This window comes from Clostridiisalibacter paucivorans DSM 22131 (assembly GCF_000620125.1).
Classification (GTDB): domain Bacteria; phylum Bacillota; class Clostridia; order Tissierellales; family Clostridiisalibacteraceae; genus Clostridiisalibacter; species Clostridiisalibacter paucivorans.
In genome coordinates this window covers 1-26596 of record NZ_JHVL01000028.1, presented here as the reverse complement: position 1 = coordinate 26596, position 26596 = coordinate 1, and the positions used below count along the sequence as shown (strand labels likewise).

The 26596-nt window shown below is 30.8% G+C and carries 21 protein-coding genes, 2 pseudogenes and 2 other annotated features; of the genes and pseudogenes, 1 reads left to right on the top strand and 22 read right to left on the bottom strand.

The window, feature by feature from the left end; translation table 11 throughout:
- Positions 1-77 precede the first annotated feature (77 nt).
- The 20 genes from Q326_RS0109100 to infC form a co-directional block, all read right to left on the bottom strand.
- Positions 78-1094 carry a lysylphosphatidylglycerol synthase transmembrane domain-containing protein gene (locus Q326_RS0109100; protein ID WP_026895107.1) on the bottom strand — a complete coding sequence of 339 codons (1017 nt, stop codon included), beginning with the start codon at positions 1092-1094 and terminating at the stop codon, positions 78-80.
- A 135-nt stretch (positions 1095-1229) separates the two neighbouring features.
- A complete protein-coding gene (locus Q326_RS0109095; protein ID WP_026895106.1) occupies positions 1230-1583 on the bottom strand; it encodes a hypothetical protein in 354 nt (117 codons plus the stop codon).
- Between the two features lie 73 nt (positions 1584-1656).
- Positions 1657-2301: a hypothetical protein gene (locus Q326_RS0109090; RefSeq protein WP_026895105.1), complete on the bottom strand. Its 645-nt coding sequence runs from the start codon at positions 2299-2301 to the stop codon at positions 1657-1659.
- An 85-nt stretch (positions 2302-2386) separates the two neighbouring features.
- A complete protein-coding gene (locus Q326_RS0109085) occupies positions 2387-3040 on the bottom strand; it encodes a lytic transglycosylase domain-containing protein (RefSeq protein WP_026895104.1) in 654 nt (217 codons plus the stop codon).
- Between the two features lie 276 nt (positions 3041-3316).
- Positions 3317-5017: an arginine--tRNA ligase gene (argS, locus tag Q326_RS0109080; protein ID WP_026895103.1), complete on the bottom strand. Its 1701-nt coding sequence runs from the start codon at positions 5015-5017 to the stop codon at positions 3317-3319.
- A 62-nt stretch (positions 5018-5079) separates the two neighbouring features.
- Positions 5080-5297 (bottom strand) — a binding site (T-box leader).
- A gap of 134 nt (positions 5298-5431) precedes the next feature.
- Positions 5432-6448 (bottom strand): alpha-hydroxy-acid oxidizing protein, encoded by a 1017-nt coding sequence (locus Q326_RS0109075; protein WP_026895102.1) that lies wholly within the window; start codon positions 6446-6448, stop codon positions 5432-5434.
- A gap of 108 nt (positions 6449-6556) precedes the next feature.
- On the bottom strand, positions 6557-7213 hold the full coding sequence (locus Q326_RS0109070) for a protease complex subunit PrcB family protein (protein ID WP_026895101.1): 657 nt from the start codon (positions 7211-7213) through the stop codon (positions 6557-6559).
- 16 nt (positions 7214-7229) lie between these two features.
- The gene (locus tag Q326_RS0109065; protein WP_026895100.1) at positions 7230-7676 is read right to left on the bottom strand and encodes a 2-thiouracil desulfurase family protein; all 447 of its coding nucleotides are present in this window, start codon (positions 7674-7676) and stop codon (positions 7230-7232) included.
- A gap of 6 nt (positions 7677-7682) precedes the next feature.
- On the bottom strand, positions 7683-10064 hold the full coding sequence (locus tag Q326_RS0109060) for an endonuclease MutS2 (RefSeq protein WP_026895099.1): 2382 nt from the start codon (positions 10062-10064) through the stop codon (positions 7683-7685).
- Positions 10065-10077: 13 nt separating this feature from the next.
- Entirely contained in the window at positions 10078-12519 is a 2442-nt protein-coding gene (locus tag Q326_RS0109055; protein WP_026895098.1) for a U32 family peptidase, read from the bottom strand.
- A gap of 69 nt (positions 12520-12588) precedes the next feature.
- Positions 12589-13215: a DUF421 domain-containing protein gene (locus tag Q326_RS17050; RefSeq protein ID WP_051531340.1), complete on the bottom strand. Its 627-nt coding sequence runs from the start codon at positions 13213-13215 to the stop codon at positions 12589-12591.
- A gap of 60 nt (positions 13216-13275) precedes the next feature.
- Positions 13276-13815: a cell division protein ZapA gene (locus tag Q326_RS0109045; protein WP_026895097.1), complete on the bottom strand. Its 540-nt coding sequence runs from the start codon at positions 13813-13815 to the stop codon at positions 13276-13278.
- Between the two features lie 158 nt (positions 13816-13973).
- Positions 13974-16370, bottom strand: coding sequence for a phenylalanine--tRNA ligase subunit beta (gene pheT, locus Q326_RS0109040; protein ID WP_026895096.1), 2397 nt, complete (start codon positions 16368-16370; stop codon positions 13974-13976).
- Positions 16371-16422: 52 nt separating this feature from the next.
- Positions 16423-17445 carry a phenylalanine--tRNA ligase subunit alpha gene (gene pheS / locus Q326_RS0109035; RefSeq protein ID WP_026895095.1) on the bottom strand — a complete coding sequence of 341 codons (1023 nt, stop codon included), beginning with the start codon at positions 17443-17445 and terminating at the stop codon, positions 16423-16425.
- A gap of 46 nt (positions 17446-17491) precedes the next feature.
- Positions 17492-17728 (bottom strand) — a binding site (T-box leader).
- A 186-nt stretch (positions 17729-17914) separates the two neighbouring features.
- Positions 17915-18721, bottom strand: coding sequence for a TrmH family RNA methyltransferase (locus Q326_RS0109030; protein ID WP_026895094.1), 807 nt, complete (start codon positions 18719-18721; stop codon positions 17915-17917).
- A 13-nt stretch (positions 18722-18734) separates the two neighbouring features.
- Positions 18735-19388: a potassium channel family protein gene (locus Q326_RS0109025; protein WP_026895093.1), complete on the bottom strand. Its 654-nt coding sequence runs from the start codon at positions 19386-19388 to the stop codon at positions 18735-18737.
- A gap of 10 nt (positions 19389-19398) precedes the next feature.
- Entirely contained in the window at positions 19399-20754 is a 1356-nt protein-coding gene (locus tag Q326_RS0109020; RefSeq protein ID WP_034601749.1) for a TrkH family potassium uptake protein, read from the bottom strand.
- 134 nt (positions 20755-20888) lie between these two features.
- The gene (gene rplT, locus Q326_RS0109015; RefSeq protein ID WP_026895091.1) at positions 20889-21242 is read right to left on the bottom strand and encodes a 50S ribosomal protein L20; all 354 of its coding nucleotides are present in this window, start codon (positions 21240-21242) and stop codon (positions 20889-20891) included.
- A gap of 31 nt (positions 21243-21273) precedes the next feature.
- A complete protein-coding gene (gene rpmI, locus Q326_RS0109010; protein ID WP_026895090.1) occupies positions 21274-21468 on the bottom strand; it encodes a 50S ribosomal protein L35 in 195 nt (64 codons plus the stop codon).
- Between the two features lie 23 nt (positions 21469-21491).
- Positions 21492-22043 carry a translation initiation factor IF-3 gene (gene infC / locus Q326_RS0109005; protein WP_245592085.1) on the bottom strand — a complete coding sequence of 184 codons (552 nt, stop codon included), beginning with the start codon at positions 22041-22043 and terminating at the stop codon, positions 21492-21494.
- Positions 22044-22328: 285 nt separating this feature from the next.
- Here infC and Q326_RS0109000 point away from each other — a divergent pair, with 285 nt between their 5' ends.
- The gene (locus Q326_RS0109000) at positions 22329-23864 is read left to right on the top strand and encodes an ATP-dependent metallopeptidase FtsH/Yme1/Tma family protein (RefSeq protein WP_026895088.1); all 1536 of its coding nucleotides are present in this window, start codon (positions 22329-22331) and stop codon (positions 23862-23864) included.
- Positions 23865-23885: 21 nt separating this feature from the next.
- On the opposite strand, the pseudogene Q326_RS17045 reads toward Q326_RS0109000, so the two are convergent.
- Positions 23886-25961: pseudogene (locus Q326_RS17045) on the bottom strand (thioredoxin domain-containing protein).
- Between the two features lie 386 nt (positions 25962-26347).
- Positions 26348-26596: pseudogene (locus tag Q326_RS18675) on the bottom strand (RNA-guided endonuclease TnpB family protein); the annotation flags it as partial.

Sequence of the window (26596 nt, the reverse complement as noted above, 5' to 3'; positions counted from 1 at the left end):
CTATAGTTTAGTTTAATTATATAAATAATCATATCTTTTGTAAATTCATATAATAGATTTTTAATGTTATTTTGTTTTTAAATTCTTTTTTGTTCCTTTATATATATCTTATCTATCAATGTTATTAATCCTCCAACTATTATCCTTGAATAATAAGTCACCACTCTCCACAAAATCACTCCGTATATTAGCTTTTCAGAAGAAAAAATTCCTTGAAACATCAAATAGAATCCTGCTTCTGCTGCACCACTTTTCCCAGGTATAGGTATATATGCTATTGCTATTTCTAATAGGGGCTGTAAAGTTATTATATTTTTCACTTTTATATCAAAATCACCAAAAGTTCTAAAAACTAGATATGTAATATTATAATATATCAATAGTTTTAATATATTTAATATAACAATCTTAATAACTATTTTTCTTGTATTCTTAATCTTTTCTACCGATATCTTGTATTCTTCAACAGTATGTTCAATTTTAGAAATCATTTTCTTTTTCTTACTAAGACCTATTTTTTTCATAAAAGATAATAAATACTTTATGAGCCTTTCTGTGAATTCTGTATTGAGAAAGTTGATTAAAATAAAAAATCCTATAATTATAGAAACCACAATTCCAAATAGTATAAAAGGTTTTATATATTTTAATTCACTATCCAGAATGTTTTTATTATACATATATCCTATAACTATAAATATTCCCAAGGCTATTTCATTAATTATATACTTTACTAAAATAATTATTGAACCATCCCATACCTTAACACCATGTTTTTTTAAAGAATATATTAAGGCTGGAGGTCCTCCACTGGAAAATGGTGTTATACTCATAAAGTACTGACCTACAAAAATAGTTTTAATAGCATATATATATCTAAATTCTATTCCCATCATCTTAATTACATTAAATAGAATTTGACCATCTAATATCCAAAATATTATCATAGATAATAAAGATAATAATATATACACTTTATTAGATTTATCTAATATGTCTTTTAACTGTGTTATGTCTTTACTAGAAAATAATATATATATGGATATTAACAATACCATAAAAACAAATAAAAAGTTCATTAGATTTTTTTTCATTTTTTCCACCTAACATAAAGTCTATTTTAAAAATAATCTCTATATACTAATGATTATATCCTTTTCACTTATTTTATTAAACAAAAATACATAAAAATATCCTGCAATATAAAATTTGCAGGATATTTTTGTTTTTCAATACCAAGGCATATATCCATAGCCATATCCAGGATAATAGTTTCTCCTTTTCAACAACTCACTAAGTAATATTATAGAAATCATATCTCTAAGTAATCTTCTTCTTCCATAGAACTGTCTTCCTTGAAAAAACACGCCCTTTGACTTTCCTCTTCTCTCCTTTGGATCCCTGTCTATCTCTGGGTATTCTTTTATTACTCCTTCATAGACTTCATCTACCATCATATCCATTTGTTCATCATCAGGAAGATTATAAATAGGCATATAGGGTGGATAATACCTATATATACATTGATTTGCTTTAGGTGTTATTTGATAATATATCTCTGGATATCTTCCATCATAACTCATACTATCCCTCCTTTAAACAGAACATCTTTATTTCATATTATGTTTAAAGGTGTATAATTGTGCATCAATAAATCTAATACTTTTTATCCATTATAAATCCCCTATAATCTATACTATTTATATTTTCCTTTTCATCAAAGGGTACTTTTATATTCTTAAATGCCCTATATAGTCTTATTATCAACCCCTTGATAGGTTCAAACAAAAACATTAAATCTTTATCAAAATCTGTCATTACTCTATAGAATATATTTTCATCTATAGATAATCTCTTCTCTTCTACTATATTTATACCTATATCTTTTAATTCATTGGAAAAATCATTTATAATATTTTTAATTCTAATAGCATGATTGGTGTTAAATTTATCATCAAAATCTACCAATGAATCAATGGCATTATTATATTTTATTATAAGTTTTTTCATTTTATCGATGAGTTTATCTTTATTTTCTTGTATGTCTTTTATAGCCTTTTCTAATTCTACTTCATGATGATAAAATTTATCATATTCTCTTCTAAGTTCCTCTAATTTTTCATAAAATTGATCTGATGCCATAAGATAACTAGAAAAGGTATATCCAGTATTATTTCCCACATTATTTACAGAATTAACTGATTCCACAGCCTCTGTTCTTCTTATACTCCTATTTCTGTCCACAAAACTACTATGAATTCTCTTTTTATTAATTGAGGATGACTTTGATATGCGTGCCATTAACATTCCTCCTCCCCTTTATCTTTCAATATTATTATCGACAAGATGATAAGAAATCTATAGTTTATGTGGCATGTTGAAGGAGTTATTTCTGGCTATCTATGAAATTTTCAAATGCTCTTTTAAATTTTATTTTATATTCTATTACTCTATTAGAATATATGCTACTTTCAGGGTTTCTTGTACTACTTCTAGATGCCATATATTTTTTTAGCCCGTATTGTCCCCTATTATAAGCTGTAAGAATCTTGTGAACATTGCCATTATAATAACCCTTTAAATATTTTAAATGTGTTGTAAATAATTCTATATTATATTCGGGTTTAAATAAATAACTAGGGTCATATTTTTTGTTAAGATTTCTAGCCAATGTTCTAGCTGTTCCATCCATTAATTGTCCTAGTCCCCTCTCTCCTAAGCTTCCTACCAATTTAGTATTAAAGTTACTCTCAACTTTCATAAGCCCCAATACTAAAAACACATCTAATTCCTTTTCATCACACTGTTTTAATAAAAATTCTGACTGCACATTATTTAATTTGGTCAATCCCTTTATATAGTCTATTTTAAGTTGTCTTGTGCTCTCTTCTATTATACTAGTATTGTCTATAACCTTTTGACCTTGTAAAACTTCCATATTTAGAGATGCCTCTTTATTTTCATTTAGCATAACCCCAAATACAGTGCTGCTAAACAGTATTATAGTCAACACTATATATAATGATACTCTTTTTTTCATTTTTAAAAAACTCTCCTTTCTCTGACACACAAAGAGTATTATATAAAATATACCTCAGTTAGTCAATATTTCTTTTATAACCAAAATTGAATAAAATTAAACCCATTTTAAAAAATAGCATAATAATTTAATGCAAAAAAATAGACACCTATCTCGGTGTCTAAAAAAAATTTTATAGAGTTAGAGTTAATAATTCAAACTTCGACAATTACAATATAAATATAACATATTATAATTCTTTTGTAAATGCTTACCTAAAATTCGACAATAATATTTTTACATTTTTTCTGGTGCATCTATTCCTAAAAGATTTAATCCTGTTTTTATAACAGTCTTGGCAGCATATGTCAATAAAAGTCTTGCTTTCTTTATATCATCATCCTCAGACAATATAGGACATGAATGGTAAAATCTATTATATGCCTTTGCTATTTCTGTTATATGTCTAGTTATAAATGATGGTTCATTTTTTTCCATAGCATCTATTATCACTTGATTAAATCCTTGTAATAGTCTTATAACATTTACTGCTTCATCATTAATAAGAATAGAATAATCTACATCTTTATCTATTTTAACATCGGCTCTCCTCAATATACTGCTGGCCCTAGTATGGGTATATTGCACATAAGGTCCTGTTTCACCCTCAAAAGCCAGTGTCTTATCCCATGAAAATGTATAATCTTTTATTCTGTTATTAGACAACTCTTGGAATAAAACTGCTCCTATACCAACTTCTTTAGCTACTTGTTCCTTATTTTCCAATTTAGGATTCTTGTTTTCAATTATCTCTTTAGTCTTTTCCACTGCCTTGTTTAATACATCTTCCAAAAACACAACACGACCAGCTCTAGTTGACATGGTACCTTCTTCTAGACTCACCATGCCAAAGGGCACATGGATACAATCTTTTGCCCAGTCATGACCCATAAGTTCAATGATTTTGATCCATTGTTTAAAATGTAATATCTGTTGTGAACCTACTACATATATATTTTTATAAAAATCATACTCTTCTTTTCTATATATTGCAGCAGCTATATCCCTTGTAATATATAGAGTAGAACCATCTTTTTTCTTTATTAATGCAGGAGGCATATCATAAGACTCTAAATCAACTATTTTGGCACCTTGTGATTCAGTCAAAAGACCTTTTTGTTCCATTTTTTCAACTACAACTGGCATTTTATCAGAATAAAAACTTTCTCCTGCAAAAGAATCAAATTTGATATTTAACATATCATAGACCCTATTGAACTCTTTTAGACTTACATCCCTAATCCACTGCCATAATTCAGTAGCCTCTGAATCCTTGTTTTCCAATTTTTTAAACCACATTCTAGCTTCATCATCTAATTGAGGTGTCTTTTCTGCCTCTTGATGAAACCTTATATACAATTTAAGCAATTCAGGTATAGGATTTGATTCTATAACATCTCTATCTCCCCACTGCTTATATGCTACTATTAATTTTCCAAATTGTGTCCCATAATCTCCCAAGTGATTTATAGCTATGGCATTAAACCCTAAAAACTTATATATTCTATATAATGCATGACCTATAACTGTGGTTCTAATATGACCTATATGAAAAGGCTTTGCAATATTAGGAGATGAAAATTCAACTATTACATTTCTAGATTTTCCTACATCTGTAGCTCCATAAGACTCTTTTTTATCAAACACCTCTTTTAACACATCTTCTGCTAACACTTCTTTATTTACAAAAAAATTTACATATGGTCCAACGTTCTCTATCCTTTCGAAATATTGATTGCCTTTTAGTGCATTCACTATTTCCTCGGCAATTATTTGAGGAGACTTTCTAAATTTTTTTGCCAATCTAAAACATGGCATAGCATAATCTCCCATATCATAATTAGGTGGAATTTCCACCAACTCTTTTATCTCTTCTGATGTTAGATCTTTTACATTATTACTTACTTCTTCTGATAATTTTTCTCTAAAATCTATCAAGTATAAACCCTCCTTATTGTAAATCCATATTTTGCTAAGCAATCAAAAATCTCGCCTCTAAAATTAGAGACGAGATTTTCCCGTGTTACCACTCTCATTGATATGTATATTGACACACCCACTCTTTTCATTAACGCAGATTCACGGTCTAATTTACTCCAAAAGTTTCAATAAGACTTCTCCAGAGTTCTATTCAAATATATCACAATGTCGGGCTCCCACCATCTCCCGATTCGCTGTATTGTAGAATATATTTTACTCTCTCTTTCAACGAATTTCCCTATTTTTCGCTTATTAAATATATCATATTACATTTAATAATTCAATAGCTTTAAATTAATATATTCAGTTTAATAACAAAAGTATAAAACAGTCACTTAATCTTGTGGATTAAATTACTAACCACTAACTTTTTTATATCCTTATCTTAGTATTATCAATATCATTGATATTATTACAGCCTGTTAAAATCATAGTTTTTAATAGCTCTTGTTTCATACTATTTAATACCATTTCAACTCCCTCTGTATATCCACCAAAGGCCCCCATTATTATAGGCCTTCCAATTAGTACTCCATCAGCACCCAATGCTAACATTTTAAATACATCTACCCCTGATCTTATTCCTCCATCGGCTAATATAGTTATTTTGCCTTTGACTTTTTTTGCTATTTCAGGTAGCACTTCTGCAACTCCAGGGGTATGATCTAATATCCTCCCCCCATGATTGGATATTACAATAGCTTTTGCACCTGCATCTACAGCCATTTGTGCTTCATCTGATGTCATAATACCCTTTAATATGAATGGTATTTTTGTAGCCTTTATAATTTCCACAAGTTCTTTCCTATTTTTAGGTCCTACAGGTTGTCCCTTTAAAGCCATAGTTACTAGACCTGATCCATCTATATCAACTCCCACCGCTAAAGGATTAATTTTTTCAGCTAACCTTATTTTTTCAATAATAGCCCTATTTTCTCTAGGCTTAATAATAGGTATTCCTTTTCCAGTAACTTTTTTAATGCTTTCAAGACCAGTAAGATACATAGAGTGATCTGCAGAGTCTCCAGTCATAGCTATAGTACCACTATTTACACTACCGTTCACTACTGCATTTGCATATTCCTCTTCTGTTAGCGCACCTCCCATGTTGAAACTGCTACCTGTTATAGGTGCAGATATTATAGGCATTTCCAATTCATATCCAAACAAATTTGTAGATGTATCTGGTTTTTTTGCATCATGTAAAGTCCTTAGTAATATTTTTACTCTTTTTAACGACTCTATATTATTTTTAAAGGCTGATGCCGTACCTGTCCCCCCCATACCAGGTACTTCTCCAGCACATGCCACTCCATTGCATTCTGGACAGACTCTACAATAACCTTTCATTTTATCACGGGCATTTTTTCTTATGGTATTCATATCCATATCTTTCCCTCCATTCATATCCACTTTTTTATATTTTATCATAAAAATAAAACTATATTATTGAAATTTAAATCTCTAATTGTATTAAAGATAGAGATTGATATATAACTATTGTCTCTTCTCTATTTTCTTCAATATCAGCTGTCCATTTTGATTCTCATAATATACTATATTCACTTCGTCACCAGTTTCTAATTCTAATATCTTATCTCTACTGGTATCAGTTAACATGAATGCTCTAGGTTCTCCTTCCACCTTTATTTCAACAAAATTATTATCTATCTGCCCAACATAACTACCCTCTACTTCTATGTCTTCAGTTACTTCTATCTTTTCTTCCTCAAACACATCTAGTACCACATCTCTCGTACCATCGTCTTCAATTTTTACCATTGAATAAGGATATGTTCTTGCTTGAGTTACCATTTGATCATCATCTGGTACATTTACTTTTCCACTAATTTTTATTTCATCTTCTTCACCTATTATAGATAGAATATCAACAGAATAGCCACCTGTCTCCTTCTCTCCTGCCGAAAGTAATATATACCTTTGTCCGTCATCAGATACATTATCATAAACACCTTTAGATTTATAATTTTCTTGATACCATGACTTCATTTCCTCATTTAATTCCTCAATATTTACTTCTTGGTAACTAATATCTCCCATGGTTTTTACCTCGGAAGTCTCCGTTTTACATCCGCCTAATATTCCCAACATTAATATACCTATGACTACCATAGTCATTAATTTACGACTCATTTTCATGCCTCCTTTATTATTCATCAAATGCACATTTATAATTTTCCTCTGTAAATATCTCTATACCATGTTTACTAAAAAGCTCTGCTGTAATCCCTGTTCCATTTATTATCTTTCCACCAAATGTTCCATCATATATCTGAAAAGCTCCACATGAAGGACTCCTAGACTTTAATATGGCCTTTTTTGCATTAACACGTTTTGCTATATTCAATGCCTCTTTTGCTCCCTTTATAAAATTTTGGGTTACATCTCTTCCATTTTTATCTACTACTTTCCTATTACCTTGGTCATCAATTATTATTTCACAAGGCATTCTTGGAGTAGTCAACCCTCCCATCTGCTCGGGACAGATTAATATTGCCTTTCCATCCTTAACTAGATTAGCTATATCTTTGTTGAAATTATTATCTCCATCATACCTACAATTTACACCTGCTAAACATGCACTTACCAATAACAATTTTAATCACCTCAACTCCACTATCGTAACTCCTGTTCCACCTTCTCTATAGTTACCCAATCTAAAGTCTCTAACATGTCTATGTCCCTTAAGAAGTTGCTTTATGCCAGACCTCAATACTCCCGTTCCTTTACCATGAATAATAGAAACTTGATTTAAACCAGCCATATATGCATCATCTAAATATTTATCTACATCTAGCATAGCCTCTTCTAAAGTAGTACCTCTTAAATCTAATTCTGTTTTTATAGCTTTTGCCTTTGACCTTATCATCCCTTTAGTCTTTACTTTCATGCTATGTTTTTCATTGTCTTTTTCCCTTTTTAGAGTAGTTATATTTACGTTTATCTTCATTATTCCCACTTGTACCAATACATTTCCATCATCATCGGGCTCTGTCAACACTGTACCCACTTGATTTAGATTTAGTATCCTTACTGATTCTCCCTTTTTTAGGTCCTTAGGAGGTTTAGAGTTTTCCTTTGTAAATATATCTTCTACTAAATCTGACTCTATTTCTTTCAAATCTTTGCTTAACTTATCCCTTGATTCTTGTATTTTTTTATTTTTTTCTTTTTCTATCTCTATAGATACATCTCTTATCTCTTTAATTATATCGTCCGCATCTGATTTTGCCCTTTTTAATATATCCTTGGCCTTTATTCTGGCATCTTTTAAAATTCTTTCTTTATTCTTCTGTAATCTCTCTTCTTTTTCTTTTAATTTTCCCTTTAATTGTTCTACTTCTAGCTTAAGTCTTTCAGTTTCTTCCTTATTCTCTCTACTGACCTTTCTATCCTGTTCTATTTTTGATAATATATCTTCAAATTCTATATTTTCTTTAGATATCAGCTTTTTTGCATTCTCAATCACAAAGTTATCCAGCCCTAATCTTTTTGATATTTCAAAGGCATTAGACTTACCAGGTACCCCTACTAATAACCTATATGTGGGGCTCAATGTCTTTATATCAAACTCCACAGATGCATTCTCTATCCCTTCAGTTTCTATTGCATACAATTTCAATTCACTGTAATGAGTAGTGGCTATCGTCCTTATGCCCTTATCGTATAGATAATTTAATATGGACATTGCCAACGCCGCACCCTCTGTAGGATCCGTTCCTGCTCCCAATTCGTCAAAAAGTACTAAACTGTTATTAGAAATATTTTTCAATATCTGTACTATATTAGTCATATGTGAAGAAAACGTACTCAGACTCTGTTCTATACTCTGCTCATCTCCTATATCTGCAAAGACATTATTAAAAACAGCCATTTCTGAGCCATGGTTGGCAGGTATATGAAGACCCGATTGTGTCATAAGGGAAAATAAACCCACTGTCTTCAATGTAACTGTCTTACCTCCTGTATTTGGTCCAGTAATAACAAGACTTGTAAATTCATCTCCGAAGTATATATCTATAGGTACTACCACAGTTTTGTCTATCATAGGATGTCTTCCCTGTTTTATATTTATATATCCCTTGCTATTTAACAAAGGCCTTATTGCATTCATATCCACAGCCAATTTACCCTTTGCAAATATAAAGTCTAATTGAGCCAATAGCTTTTGATTTTCAGATATCCCTTCAGCTTCAAAATTCACTATTTCAGTAAGCTCTGACAATATTTTCTCTATTTCTGTCCTCTCTTTAGCCTTCAGTTCCTTTAATTGATTATTTAATTGAACAACAGCCATAGGCTCTATAAATAAAGTTGCTCCACTAGAAGATTGATCATGGACCAATCCAGGAAATTTGCCCTTATATTCCTGCTTAACGGGAACCACATATCTATCATTTCTTATGGTTATTATTCCTTCTTGTAGATATTTCTTTTTCTCAGAAGAATTTATTATCCCATTCAATTTATCCCTTATTGCCCCATTTTTTATATCTACCTGTCTTCTTATGCTCCTCAATGCTGGACTAGCATTATCCGATATCTCTTCTTCGCTTATTATTGCATTATAGATATTGTCTTCTATATCTTTATAGACATTTAATTCATTTATCATACCTATTATTAATTCATATTGTTTATATTTTTTTTCATCCTTGTCTTCCTTTATAAAATTCTTTATATTTCTAGCTGATCTAATAGAATCGGCAATCTTAAGTAATTCTCCCGGTGACAGCATAGCACCTATTTTTGCCCTCTTCAATTCATTAGAAACATCATATATAGCCCCTAGAGGTATATTTCCCCTCTTTATAGTCATGGATAATGCCTCTTCAGTCTCCCTCTGCATCATTTCTATATCAGTTATATCTTTACTTGGCAATAGATTTTCTGCCAAACGCCTTCCTAAAGACGATGTAGTCTTATCACAAAGCATGTCTATGACCTTTTTATATTCTAAAGCCCTTAAGGTCTTATTGTTCATTGAAACTCTCCTTTCATAATACTCCTCTAAACAAATGTCCTTTAGTTATACTTCTGTCTCTTTTAAAATTTTCTACAAATTTATTTGCTTCATTAATATCTATTTTATTATTACTAAAATCATAATATATCTTTTGTATTTCACTTATAGGTTCTTGAAAATTGAAATCTAGTCTGATACAAGATATTCCACTGTCATATATTTTATCTATATATTGAAGAAGCATCAGAGTTTGACCATTATATACAGTTGTTATTCCACTATTTCGTTTTACAGGAAAAATTTCTCCTTTTCTATCCCTAAGACCAAATCCCTCTCTAAACTCACAATTATAACATCTATTATCATTTTTACAATTCCTAATTAATGAAAAGGGACAATGCTTCATTGTCATTACAGGTAAGTAGCCATATACTATTATATCACAAGGGATATCAGTTCTTTTAGTTATATATCTTATCTGATCCAATGTCAATTCTGGAGATAATGTAATACTACTTATACCATATTGTTCTAAAAATTTAGCTGATACACTATTAAATATATTTATTCCTATATCACAATGGATATTAGTATCGAAATTTTCTTTTATAAATTTTATTGTGCCTAAATTTGAAGCAGATACACCATATACCTTTTTCAAATCTACATTATTAAATATTTTTTTTATTGAATCAAAATCTCCGTCTCCAATTATCCTGTCTGTGGAAAGTATTATTTCTTTTCCATTATCATTGAGAGTGTCTATTACATCATTTAATCCTTCGATAAAATTTATATATATCCTATCAAATTTATTCATATTAAGTCTTTCAAAATTTTCTCTATTATCTATCATTACACTAATTTTTCTCTTCGCATTTGCTTTATCAATCTTAATATCCTTTAATTCACATTTATATTTTTCAATTCTATCCTTTTTTAATAATTTTCTATTATTAAAATTGACCCGTATGCTATTAAGTCTATCAATAGCTTGCCTTCTTAAAGAATTCAATAGTTTTATAGGAATATTAGCACCTTTATCCATATCAATCTCTATAGATTTCAAATTATAAGAAGTATTGCCTAACTTACTTAATTGCTTTTCAACCCTCTCTTTAGAAGTGGCAACTTTTTTTGCCTCTTCTACTAATATTTCACTCTTTACCTCTATATAATTTCCATTATCATCCCATAAATATAGTATTACTGGCCTTCCAATATATATTTTCACTGCCATATGAACATTCGTAAAAGAATTGGATATATACTGTTTCTTTGATTCTTTAAGTAAAGTTATATCTGATGTCTTCATAACTTTAGCTCCAATAAAACCATTTTTTAATCCTTTTATATATACAGTATCTCCTTTTTCTCCACTATCAACAGACTTTTCCTTAATATATATCTTATTTATTATTAAACCCAATTCTTGTCCAGTATTATCTATTATCCTAATACCATCTCCTACTACTAATTTATCCTTAAGATATATATATGTCTTATTTCCAACCTGTTTCGTAACATTTCCTATTTCAATACCTCTATTATTTGGTCTGTCTAAGGATATAAATGTACTGCCTCTATCTCCTGAAATATATCCTTTAGTAAATCCCCTATTGAATATCTGTGCCATATCCTTCTTGTCTTTTTCAGATACCTTTACTCCATTCAATGCATTTCTATATTTATTCACTATTATAGATACATATTCTGATCTTTTCATCCTGCCTTCTACCTTTAATGATTCAACACCAGATTCTATTATTTGGTCTAAATCTTCTATAGTATTTAAGTCTTTAGGGCTCAATATATATTTCTCTTCCATCTCTATATCTACAATATTTTGAGTATCTAAATCTACCAAAGAATAAGGCATCCTGCAAGGCTGTGCACATCTACCTCTATTACCACTCCTTCCGCCAATTATACTACTCATAAGACATTGCCCTGAGTAGCTTATACATAAAGCTCCATGAATAAATGCCTCAAGTCCTATTTTTGCATTATCATGAATATATTTTATATTCTCTGAACTAAGCTCCCTAGCCAATACAACCCTGGTCAGTCCCCACTCTTCAAGAAGTCTTGCTCCATATGAATTATTAATAGTCATTTGGGTACTTCCATGCATCTCAAAATCAGGTAATAACTCTCTTAATATCTTTATGACAGCTAAATCCTGCACTATAACTGCATCCACATCTATACTATATAAGTAAACTAGATAGTCTATTGCTTCATCAATTTCATCATCACTTAACAATATATTCAAAGCTACATAAACCCTTACCCCCCTTATGTGGGCATACTTAACTGCATCTTCCAGCTCTTTATCATTAAAATTAGATGCATACTGTCGAGCACTAAACAATTTCCCTCCTAGATATACTGCATTGGCTCCATTTTCCACTGCACTTTTCAATGCCTCCATATTTCCTGCTGGAGCCAATAATTCTATGTTTTTATTCAATAAAGATCAACTCCCATATTTTCTCTTCTATATGCTATAATATTTGGACAAAAAATGAAAGAGTAATAATTACTCTTTATTTTTCATATTTCGTATTTCCATACCTAAGTTTCTTACACTGGTATTTAACCTTTCGATTTCTGCCCTCATCTCTGCAAATTTTTTATCTAAATATTGAGGTCTATCCCCTTCCTTAAGTATTCCTAAATCTTTTCTTTTTAAAGGACTTTCCTGTTCCTTTAATATTACACTAAATTTACCACAGGCTTCAATGATAGCTTTTTCTACTTCCTTTTCATTATCAACTCCTGATTTTCTCAATTCTTGTCTCAAATCATAGAAATTAAACTTCTCTTTTTTCATGGCCTGTTTTAACATTTTACCATCTTCAATAAGAAATCTAGGCTTCCCAGAGATTATTTTAGATATTTTTCTACTTTTGTAGGATATAATGGCTAATATATTTTCAAGAGCGGAAAGTACTGCTAATACAAGTATACCATCATGAAATGGAATATCCTTTTCCAATGCCACTGCACTCATTATATGTCCCACACCTGTCATCAGTACAAAATCAAAGGAACTCAACTCTCCTATGGATCTTTTACCCATCATTCTAACAGCTATAAGTGCTATAAAATAAACTCCTACAGCCCTCATAAGATAGATAGGATCTTCAACAAGATGATTATGCATATATATCCCTCCATAAAAACAAATATTAATACTTATTTTATGTCAGGATTCATCTTTTATTTATCTATCTAGATTTTTTTTTAATTCTTCTAATTCTTTCTTTACTTGAACTAACTCTATTTGGTTTTGAAAAAGTTTATCTTGAAGTTTATTTATCATATTTTGAGATTCTTCCAATTCTTTTCCTTTTATATTTAATGATTCCTTAAATCTTTTTACTTGCTTTTCCTTTTTTTGTTTATCTCTTTTAAGTTCTTTAATTTCATCTATATATTCTTCACAATGCTCTGACAATCTATCTATCTTATCTTTATTTGTATTATACTCTGCCTTTATATTTTCTAATTCATTTAGTTTTTCTTGAACTGACTCCTTAAATTCTTCATATTCCTTATACGTTTTATAGTATTCATCAGTGATGGTGAATGCTGCTAATATACCCCCCATGGTATTACCTATCTTTTTATTATTTTCTAATATATTTTTTACCTTTTCATCTACATATTTAGCTAAATGCTTAATATATTCCTCGGACTCTTCCCCTATCACCGTATACTCTTGTCCATTTATTTTAATCATGACTTTTCTTTTTTCAGTCATACGGTTTACACACTCCTTCTACATTTATACATATATACTTCTGCTTCTTAAGTCCTTTTCCTGCAAAAATATCAAATCTTTAATTATAATTATATCAACAATTTAATTATAATTTAAGGCACAATAGTCATAAAAACCACTGTGCCTTAAATTACATATTATCTCAATACAGCATTTAACCTTTGAGACAATTCATTTATTATCTTATCATGTACCTTTGTAACCTCTTCATCAGTCAATGTCTTTTTATAAGACCTATATTTTATAGAATACGCTACACTTTTCTTGCCCTCGGGTACTTGTTTTCCTTTATATACATCAAATAATTCTACCTTTTCTATCAGTCCATCGCCATTATCCCACACTATTTTTTCAATATCCTTCACCATTATATCATCATCTATCAATATAGATATGTCCCTTGTCATTCCTGGATATTTGGGCAATTCTTTGTGCTTTTTATTTAAATTAGACAATAGATTAATTATGTCTAAGTCCAATTCTGCCACATAAGTCCTATCTTTTACACCATAATTTTCTGTCACATCAGGATGTATTTCTCCTAATACACCTAAAACATGATTCCCTTTTACAATAGTAGCGGTTCTGCCAGGATGAAATGTATTATTATTTCTTTCTGGCATATACTCTATGTCTTTAATGCCTAATACATTACCAAGCTCTTCAACTATACCCTTCAAATCAAAAAAGTCCACATCTCCGTACATACCAATAGATAAAGTCCTTATTTCATATGGCAAACTATTTACAGGGACACCATTGGGAATAAATATATTGCCTGTTTCAAATGCCCATGACCTCTCTATGCCTTTTTTATAGTTTTTAGACAATACATCCATCATATTAGATATAAGGGTAGTCCTCATAACACTATAGTCCTCTCCTAAAGGATTCATTATTTTTACATATTGTCTCTTAAAACTACTTTCTGGTAAAGATATCTTGTCAAAATCTTTAGGGCTAATAAAAGAATATGTTGTTATCTCATTTAAACCCATTCCCACTAAAATATTCTTCACTAAATCTTCTATTCTTCTAAGTCTAGATTTCTCACCTTTAGAAAGGCTTCCCATTAAAGGTTGTGAAGGTATATTGTGAAATCCATATACCCTTCCTATCTCTTCGATTATATCTGCTTCAATCTCTAAATCTTGTCTGAATGAAGGCACATCAACCTCTATTTCATTGTCTTTAATCTTACATCTTAATTCTAATCTTTCTAATATATCTATCATCTGTTCCTCTGTTATTTTTATACCCAGTAATTCTTCTACTTTATTTATTCTCACATTTACCTTTTTTTCTTCAGATTTTTTTGGATATACATCTATATACCCTGCTATAACCTCTCCTGCCTCTACCATTTCTATCAGTTGACATACTCTATTACAAGCCATTTCTGCTATATCTGATGTCAATCCCTTTTCATATTTACTAGATGCTTCTGTTCTAAGTCCCACAGCTCTAGATGTCAACCTTATATTTCTTTTGTCAAAATTAGCAGATTCAATTAATATGGTATCTGTTATATCTGTAACTTCACTATTCAGTCCTCCCATAACACCAGCTAATGCCACGGGTTTGACCTCATCAGCTATAACCAACATCTCCTCTGTAAGCTTTCTTTCAGTTCCATCTAATGTCTCTATTGTCTCCTCTGGTTTTGCCCTTCTAACAATAATCTTTTTTCCCTCTAGTTTGTTCAAATCAAAGGCATGTAGAGGCTGACCCATTTCAAGCATTACATAATTAGTTATATCTACTATATTATTTATAGGTCTAACCCCCGATTCAATAAGTCTTCTTTGAATCCACATTGGAGATTCTTCTACCTTTACATTTTTAATAACTCTTCCATAATATCTATTGCATAGATCTTCATCTTTTATTTCTATACCATTCATATATTCATAAATATCTTCATATTCGTTTTCTATATTAATTTTAGTATGTTTTAATTCTTTACCTAATGTAGCAGCCGTTTCCCTTGCCATACCTATAATACTTAAACAATCAGGTCTATTTGGAGTTATCTCAAACTCTATTATTTCTCCATATAATTCTAAAATTTCCTTTATGTCTCTGCCAATGGGATATTCTTTATCCAATATAAATATACCATTTTTTATTTTTTTAGGTACTAAGTCTTCTGCTATACCCAATTCTTGTGCCGAACATAACATACCTTGAGACTCTATCCCTCTAAGTTTTCCTCTTTTTATCTTGATACCTCCTGGTAATTTAGCACCATGTAATGCAACAGGTATATAATCTCCTTCATTTATATTATCTGCTCCTGTAACAATCTGTAGAGTTTTCTCTCCAACATCTATTACTGTAATTACAAGTTTATCAGCATTAGGATGGGGATTAATTTCTAATATCTTTCCTACGACTACTCCTTCCACTCCTTTATCTACAAGCTCTATAGAGTCCACATGAGACCCTGACATGGTGAGTTTATCTGCAAGTTCTTTAGTCTCTAAATTATTTATATCCACATATTCTTTTAACCACTTAACTGGTACTAACATATTACTTACTCCTCCTTATATTAATTTTCAGCATATAGAATCACATAATATATTAAAATTGGTCTAAAAATCTCATATCATTGTCAAATAATAGTCTAATATTATTCAATCCATATTTAACCATAGTAACCCTATCTATACCTAATCCAAAAGCAAATCCACTGTAAATTTCAGGGTCTATACCACATTTCTTCAATACATTAGGATGTACCATTCCACATCCTAGAAGCTCCATTGCCCATCCAGTGCCATTGCAATTGTCACAACCCTTTCCTTTACATTTAAAACAGGATACGTCTACTTCAGCACTGGGCTCTGTAAATGGAAAGTCATGGGGTCTAAACCTTGTATTAAAATCACTACCAAATAATTCTTTAACAAATATATCTATAGTATCCTTTAGATTTGCAAGGGTCACTCCTTTATCAACTACAAGGCATTCCATTTGATGAAACATAGGAGAATGTGTATCATCTACATCATCAAATCTAAATGTCCTTCCTGCAGACACAATCTTTATTGGTGGTTCTTTTTGCTTCATAACTCTTACTTGTACAGGAGAGGTTTGGGTCCTAAGTAATATGTTTTCTGTGATATAAAAAGTATCAGACATATCCCTAGATGGATGATCTTCTGGGGCATTCAAAGCATCAAAATTATTATATACTGTCTCTATTTCAGGGCCTTCTACCACATCAAACCCCATATTCATAAATATTTCTTCCAACTCTTCTTTAGTTCTCATCAATGGATGTCTATGACCATAATACTTTTTTCTTCCAGGCATTGATATATCTATTTTTTCTGACTCTAGCTTTGCTTCCTTAGCCTTGTTTTTTAGATCTCTTTTAAGGGTTTCAATTTCTGCTTCTATCACAGACCTAACTTCATTGGCAAGTTTTCCGATTACTGGTCTTTCTTCAGCTGATAATTTTCCCATCCCCCTTAAAACCTGGGTTATTTCACCTTTTTTTCCTAAAAACTCAACTCTCTTTTTATCTAACTCTTCCATATCTATTACTTCTTTAATTTCTTCAATGGCCCTTTGTTTAATCTCCATAAGCCTTTCCTTCATTATATATTCTCTCCTTCCTAATATTTAAAAAATAAACCTCCATTCCAAAAGGAACGAAGGTTTTCCGCGGTACCATCCTTAATAGATCTATACATAAAATATAAATCTCTTAATTATAATAACGACAAATAGCCGACATGACTCTAATAAACTTTTAAAATGTCTTTCAAGTCAGCAGTTCAAGAGGGAACTTCAATATCACAATCCATAAAGGTACTCACAGCCAAGGTACCTTATCTCTGCAATGTTTTATAATACCTACTCTCTCTTTCATAACTTTTAACTATTCAATTACTATACAAGCTTTTATACACAAGATATGCATTTATGGATCCAGTAAGCTCAAATAAATGCCAAAAAAATTTCGCATCAATCATAAGGATTAACACCCCTTTAATGCTATTTACTTAAATTATAGCATGGGGTTTTTTAAATTACAAGTTCTACAGCTCCACTATTTGAAAATTTTCTAAAAATTATGTCTTTGTCTGAATGCTTCGTACATCAATATTGACGATGCCATTGCAGCATTTAAAGACTCTGCATCACCTATCATTGGTATTTTAACAAGATAATCTGATGATTCTATTATATCCATGGAAACTCCTTTAGATTCGTTGCCTATAATTAAAGCAAAATCTCTATTAAAATCCATTTCATAACAGGGTATGCTTTCTCTAAATGATGTGGTTATAACATTGATGTCTTTCTTCTTTAATTTAACAATTAATTCCATAATATCTTCACAGTATGTTACTGGCATATGAAATATTGACCCCATGGTACTTCTAATAACCTTTGGGTTAAATATGTCTACACAGCCTTTAGTCACAATTACAGATTTAGCTCCCAAAGCATCGGCTGATCGTATTATTGTTCCTAAATTACCAGGGTCTTGAACTTTATCTAAAACTATAATAAAATTATCCTCTATATTCAATAAATGATGTAGTTCTTCCATCTGAAATGACAATACTCCTATAATCCCTTGAGGATTTTCTGTATCACTTATATCCTTTAAAATCTTATCTGTGGTCTTATATATGTCAATATCTGATTCAACTATTTTGTTATACATTTCATGACCATTATCCATATCGAATAGAGATGGCCCATAAATTATATACAATATATCACTGCTGGTTTTCAATGCTTCATCTAAAGACTTCACGCCCTCAATAAAAAACCGTCTTTTATTCCAGCGATCCCTTTTTCTATGTAAGGATTTTATTTCTTTTATCACTTTATTGGATGTACTAGTAATTTCTACTTCCATAATTAAACCCTTTCTATCTAGTCTTTCTTTCAAGCTTTCTCAAATCATCATTATTACCTATAACTATTAATATATCATCAGGTTTTATTACATCGTCAGCATAAGGTGAAATATTCATCATTTCCCCACTCTTTATAGCTATAACATTTATTCCAAATTTAGTAGGGAGCTTTAAATCTTGTAATGTCTTGCCTTCCCATTCTTTCATAGCACTGACCTCGACTATGCTAAAATCAGGGGCAAATTCTATGAAATCAAGTATATTAGATGAAACTAGACTTCTAGCAACTCTGCTTCCCATATCTCTCTCAGGAAACACAACCCTGTCAGCACCAGTTTTTTCTAATACTTTAGCATGGAGTTCATTTTGTGCCTTAGTCAATACTAGCCTAACCCCTAGTTCTTTAGCTATCATTGTAGCCATAATAGAAGCCTGCATATCAGAACCTATAGATACTATGACCACATCAAAATTTCTAATCCCTAAAGTCCTCAATGTATTTTCATCTATAGCATCAGCTTGAACTGCATGAGTTACCTTGCTAGATATCTCTTGAACCCTCTCTTCACTTTTATCTATAGCCAATACATCATAGCCCATATTATATAATGTCTCAGCAACACTGGTTCCAAATCTACCACATCCTATAATAGCAAACTGTTTCATTTTCATCCTCCTAACCTACAATAATTCTATCTTCTGGATATCTATATAGTCCTTTTTTACTTCTTTGTTTCTTAGCAAATGCAAATGCCATGGTCAATGGCCCCAATCTACCTACAAACATAGTAAATGTTATTATAAGTCTTCCTACTATACTTAGATTAGATGTTATTCCTCTGCTTAGTCCAACTGTAGCAAATGCTGAAACTGTCTCAAATAGAATATCTAAAAATGACGCATCTTCTGTTATAGATAATATAGTAACTGCCAAAACAACTATAGCTAATCCAATTCCAATAACGGCAATAGCTCTAAAGATAAGCTCAACAGGTATTCTCTTTTTATATATTTCTACGTCCTTATATCCCTTTATCACAGAAAAAACACTAAATAATATACATCCAACAGTAGTAGTTTTTATACCTCCTGCAGTAGATCCTGGAGAACCCCCTATAAACATAAGGATAATTATAATAAATGCCGTGGCATTAGTTATAGCACCCATATCTATACTATTAAAACCTGCTGTTCTAGGTACTATTGACTGAAACATAGATCCCAATATTTTACCTTTAAATGATAATTGTCCTAAAGTAGCATCATTGTTAAATTCTAAAAACAATACAGCAACAAATCCTACAACTAATAAAACTCCAGTAATTAACAAAACTACTTTAGAATGTAATGATAGTCTTTTGAAACTCTTTTTATTACTTATATCCAAATAGATACTATATCCTAATCCTCCTAAAATCACCAAAACTCCAATCGTAAAGTTTACTATAAAACTCTCTGCAAAAGATTCCATACTATTACCTATTATATCAAACCCTGCATTACAAAAGGCAGATATGGAATGGAACACAGAAAACCATATCCCTTTGGCCAAACCATATGTAGGTATAAATTTAAATGACAGAAAAAACGCCCCTATGGCTTCTATTGTTATAGTTGCCACGATTATGTATCTAGTCAATTTAACTAACCCTGATATAGTAAATTGATTAAGTTCTTCTTGCATTATTAATCTATCTTTTAAAGTTATTTTTTTTCCTAATAATAATGCCAATAAGGTTGCCATAGTCATAAATCCTAATCCACCAATTTGAATCAAGACCAAAATAACTATTTTCCCAAACAATGTCCAGTGAGCAGCTGTATTTACCACTATAAGCCCTGTCACACAAACTGCTGAAGCAGATGTAAATAATGCATCTATAAACCCTATACTATTACCATTTTGAGATGCTATGGGTAGATTTAATAATATTGCTCCAAAAAATATAAGTCCTGCAAATCCCACTACTAATGCTTGAGCAGGATTTAATTTCAATCTATCTATTCCATCTTTTATATTAATATCAATCATCTCCAATATAATGTAATATTAATTTAGTTTTAGCTCATAATCAATTAAATATTATACCACTTTATACAAAACATTGAAAGAAATAATGAAAAATAAAAAGTTCCAACCACAATTGGAACTTTTAGCAAATATATCTATATATTTTCTTTTGCAACCTCTACTAATTGTTTAAATCCTTCTGGATCATGAATAGCCATTTCAGATAAAACTTTTCTATTTATTTCTATCTTAGCCTTTTTAAGACCGTTTATAAACCTACTATATGAAAGACCATTTAGTCTAGCACCTGCATTTATCCTAGAAATCCAAAGCTTTCTAAAGTCTCTTTTCTTTAATTTCCTTCCAACATAAGCTGTACTTAAGGCCTTCATAACTGCTTGATTAGCAGGTCTAAAAAGCTTACTTTTAGCACCATAATAGCCCTTTGCAAGTTTTAATATCTTTTTATGTCTTTTTTTAGCATTAATTGCCTTCTTAACTCTAGCCATTTATAATTACCTCCCTTTATCTCAATGTAGTTTAGTATGGTAGTAAGTCTTTTACTCTCTTCATATCACTAGCACTAACTAGCTTTTGTTTTCTTAAATTTCTTTTTCTTTTAGCAGTTTTCTTGCCTAATATATGACTTTTATAATTGCTTCCTCTTTTCCATTTGCCACTTCCAGTCTTTTTAAACCTCTTAGCAGCACCTCTATGAGTTTTCATTTTTGCCATTGTATTTCCTCCTCTCAAAGATGTTAATTTTTAGGACTCAAAAACATAATCATATTTCTACCTTCCATTTTAGGTTTCTTATCAATTACTCCAACATCTGAAACCAATTTAGCAAATTCATTTAATACCTCTTTACCAGTCTCTGTATGTCCTAATTCTCTTCCTCTAAATCTAACTGTAACCTTTACTTTGTCTTCATTCTTTAAAAACTTTATAGCTTTACCAGCTTTAACATTCAAATCATGTTCTTCTATTCTAGGAGTTAACCTTATCTCTTTTACATTGATTGTCTTCTGGTTTTTCTTAGCTTCTTTCTCTTTTTTTGCTTGCTCATATTTATACTTTCCGTAATCCATTATACGACAAACTGGGGGTTTGGCATTTGGAGCAACCTTTACTAAATCAAGTTTTCTTTCTTCTGCTATACTCATAGCCTTTTTTACGTTAACTACTCCAACTTGATCCCCATTAAAGTCTATTAGCCTTACTTCTCTATCTCTGATTTGGCCATTGATTTGAAGTTCTTTAATATTAAAACACCTCCTATAAATTAAATATATAAAAAAAAGCGAAATAGACAAAACTATCCGCTTCAATTTCAAAAGGACAACCAATAACAATATATACTGGTTTCAAAATCCTATTTATTAACCTTATTAGCTTTGCCATAAGGTGAGAAGCGGAAAACTTCTACTTTATTGTATTCCTATTTATTATAAATGGATATAACTATTTTGTCAACACTAAATTGAAATATAATTTTATTTATTAGTTTTAAATCATAATAATAACTTAAATTATGGTTAAAATAATAATATCTTAAATTATGACATTAATTGAACTCTGAGGTGATTCTAAAGTTGAAAAATAAAATCATATTCATCCTTATGCTTATAGGGTTGTTCCTTTCCTCTATCTTAATGGTACTTGGTGTATTTAACCTCTCCATTCTAGATAGATTAACAGCTATAGACAAACTAGCTATATGGTCCATTACTTTGTTTCTTGTATTTTATCACTTTAAATTGAAACATAATCATCAACTAGTAGCTGCATCTTTAAGTAGTAACAATAAAAAAGCAGAACAATCCAATACTTCAAATACTCCAGATGTAACTTTTAACGACGTAGCCGGATTAGAAGAAATAAAAGAAGAATTATTAGAAGTAATAGATTTTATAAAGGATTCAGAAAAATATAAACAAATGGGAGCAAAAATACCTAGAGGACTATTATTTTATGGCCCTCCTGGAACTGGTAAGACTCTCTTAGCTAAAGCATTTGCAGGAGAAAGCAATTCTACATTTCTATATGCCAGTGGATCAGAATTTGTAGAAAAATACGTAGGAGTAGGTGCCAAGCGTATAAGAACACTATTTGAAAAAGCAAAGAAAGAACCTCCCAGTATTATCTTTATAGATGAGATAGATGCCATAGGTAGCAAAAGAAATCTAGATAATAATAATGAAAAAGACCAAACATTGAACCAGCTCCTGGTGGAAATGGATGGGTTCAATAAAAATGATTCCATTGTAATAATAGGTGCAACAAACAGACTAGATTTATTAGACGACGCATTGTTAAGGCCTGGAAGATTTGATAGACATATTTATGTGGGAAATCCAAATGTCAAATCTAGGGAAGAAATATTCAAAGTTCATATAAAAGATAAACCCATAGATAAGACTGTACAAATTAAATCTCTTTCTCAAAAAACCCATGGATTTTCTGGAGCACAATTGGCCAATATAGCCAATGAAGCAGCTATTATAGCTGTAAGAAACAATAAGAAAAAAATTGATGGAAATGATTTTGATGCAGCTATAGAGAGGGTTGTAGCTGGATTAAAAGTCAAAAATCCTTCTGTTCAGTTAAGAGAAAAAAGGGTTGTAGCCCATCACGAAGCGGGCCACGCCATAGTAGGAAAAGTGCTAGATATAGATATGATTCAAAAAATATCCATAGTTCCCAGAGGGCAGGCATTGGGATATGTATTGAAATTTCCTGATGAAGATAGATACTTGCTAACTAAAGAAGAGCTATTAAATAAGATCAAAATGCTATTAGGTGGTAGAGCAGCAGAGTTACTCATATTTAATGAAATTACTACTGGAGCCCAAGATGACTTGAAAAAGGCTACAGATATTGCACAAAATATGGTTTGTTCCTATGGCATGGGCCAAAATGGACATATGTCCATAGAAGAACAATATGTAAAATATAATATTCGTGAGATTCAATCCCAAATCAAAAATATAATTGACTCTGCATTTCAAGATGCCTTCAACATATTAAAAGAACATCAAGATATACTAATAAGAATGGCAAATCATTTAATAATACATGAAACTATAACAGGAAAAGATGTTGACAAATATTTCAGTAAAAATTATTAAAGGATAGAAACTAGTAGACTACTAGTTTCTATCCTTTAATAATTTAATCAATTTTTCTTTATCAGTTACTGGCATATTACAAGCAAATCCTTCACATACATATGCCGTAGGCTTATTATCTATCTCCTTTTGTTCTTTAATAAATGGAGCTATCTCATATATATCTTGCCCTTCATCATTTAATAATACTGTAGTAAAAGGTAAAAATCTTTTATTTATCTCATTTATCATATCTATTGTGGTCTCCTCATGTCTATCCCCTGCTATGGTAATCTCTTTATTTGGAGTACTACTGAACAATAATGAAATCATAAAATAAGAATGGGAAATAAGATTAGCTTTCACTTTATTTCCAAATATCTCAAACATATTTTCTACTCTTTTTTCTAAATCCTTATCTCCTGTTAATTTAAACAATTTGAGCATATTCAAAGCTGCTATTGAATTTCCTGATGGAATTGCTCCATCGTATATATCCTTTGGTCTCATTATTAATTGTTCACTATCTTCTCCATATAAATAAAATCCTCCTTCGTTATCATCCCAAAACAACCTTATCATATCTTCATTTAAGCTTAATGCCCTCTTTAGATATTCCACATCAAATGTGGTCTCATATAATTCTATCAATCCCCATATCAAAAATGCATAATCATCCAAATAAGCTAAATAGGCAGACTCATTATCCCTATATCTCGCCAATAACCTACCATCTTTCCTAATTAACTTATGCGATATAAATCTCCATGCCATTTTAGCTTTATTTGTATAAATATCGTCGTCTAATACCCTGCCAACAATGGCCATAGCTGCAATCATAAGACCATTCCAAGATGTTAACACCTTATCATCCTTATGGGGATGTACCCTCTTTTCCCTATATCTAAATAATTTCTCTCTTAATACATCTAATTTATTGCTTAATTCTAAGTCATTATCCAATTGCTCTATATCTTCTTCTATCAAATTAGGAATATTCATCCCTTCAAAGTTACCATATTCTGTTATATCATAATACTTACAATACACATCACCATCACTTTTCCCTAATATATTTTTAATTTCGTCAGAAGGCCATACATAAAATTTCCCCTCAACGCCTTCTGAATCTGCATCTTCTGCTGAATAAAATCCATCTTCTTCCGATGTCATATCTCTAATAATATAATCCAATACATTTTTGGCTATCTTCTTATATAATCTTTTATTTGTAGCTTGATATGATTCAGCATATGTTATAGCAAGAAGTGCATTGTCATATAACATTTTCTCAAAATGGGGCACTAGCCACTTTTCATCAGTAGAATATCTGGAAAAACCAAATCCTATATGGTCAAAGATACCACCTTTATACATACCATCCAATGTCTTTTGAACCATATCTAATGCCTTTTTTTCTCCAAATACCTTCCAATACCTCAATAAAAATAATAAATTATGGGGTGTAGGAAATTTAGGCCTAGTTCCAAATCCTCCATGTACTTCATCAAACATCTCTTTAAAACTTTCAAAGACATCTATTATATCTTCCTTACTTAATCCTTCTCTAACGTTATGTTTTGCAAAGGTATTAACAGACTCAACTATTTCATGACTTTCCTTAACTATATCTTCTTTTTTTAATCTCCATGAATCCTTTATCTTATTTAATATTTCAATTAATCCAGGATATCCATGTTTACTTCTCTTAGGAAAGTATGTTCCTGCATAAAAGGGCTTCTTATCAGGGGTCATAAATATAGTCATAGGCCATCCCCCATGGCCAGTCAATGCTTGGCAAAATGTCATATAGATACTGTCTAAATCTGGCCTCTCTTCTCTATCTACTTTAATAGATATAAAATATTCATTCAAAATCTCTGCTACTTCATCATCTTCAAAACTTTCACGCTCCATCACATGACACCAATGGCAAGTTGATTATTAACAGCAAAACTACGAGTACCCAATAGATAAAAAGATAGGTTTATCTTCTGCTTTGGCCTTTCTAAAAGCCTCTCCACTCCAAGGAAACCAATCAACAGGATTATATTGATGCTGTAGTAAATATGGACTTTTTTCCTTAGATAATCTATTGGGTATTTTGTTATTTGCCATAAAACCACCTCCTCTATAATTAAAATTCTATTCTAATATAATATGTCCAAAAAATCATAAATTTAAAAGCCCACTGAAGTTTTTTATTCAGTAGGCTTTTATGGAAATGAAAATACAAATTCCTAGAGATAGAAATAGAAAATTTGAGCCCATAACTGTCCCTAAGATGGATTTAAAGATATTTTAGGTATTTGGATAGGTGAAAGTGAGTCTTCAAAGTTTTGGCAATTCTATAATCTCTATAATCAAAGTTAGTATTAATTTTGTCCTATATTATTTAACTTAATAGTTATCGTCAGATTGTACTTCTTGTTTTCTTGTGAACTTACCACCGAGACAAGCAACGGTGGCTTCTTTGTAAGAAGTTTGGTATTTAACTTTCGACCTTAGCAGGCAACCCTTATTCTTAACGGGCGAGAACACTTGCCCTTATCCCTCATAGTCTCAACTAACTTGGGAATACATTTTTCTTCTTTTCTTAATATGTTTAGACTACCATTCACGTCCGAATTTACCAATCCAAAACTTGACTTAAATAGTCCTCTTACTACTCTACGAGATTTATCATATGTCTTTTTAGTTATCGGCTCTAAGTCAAAGGCACTGCAACCACTTGTATAGCTTTCTTCCTTGAA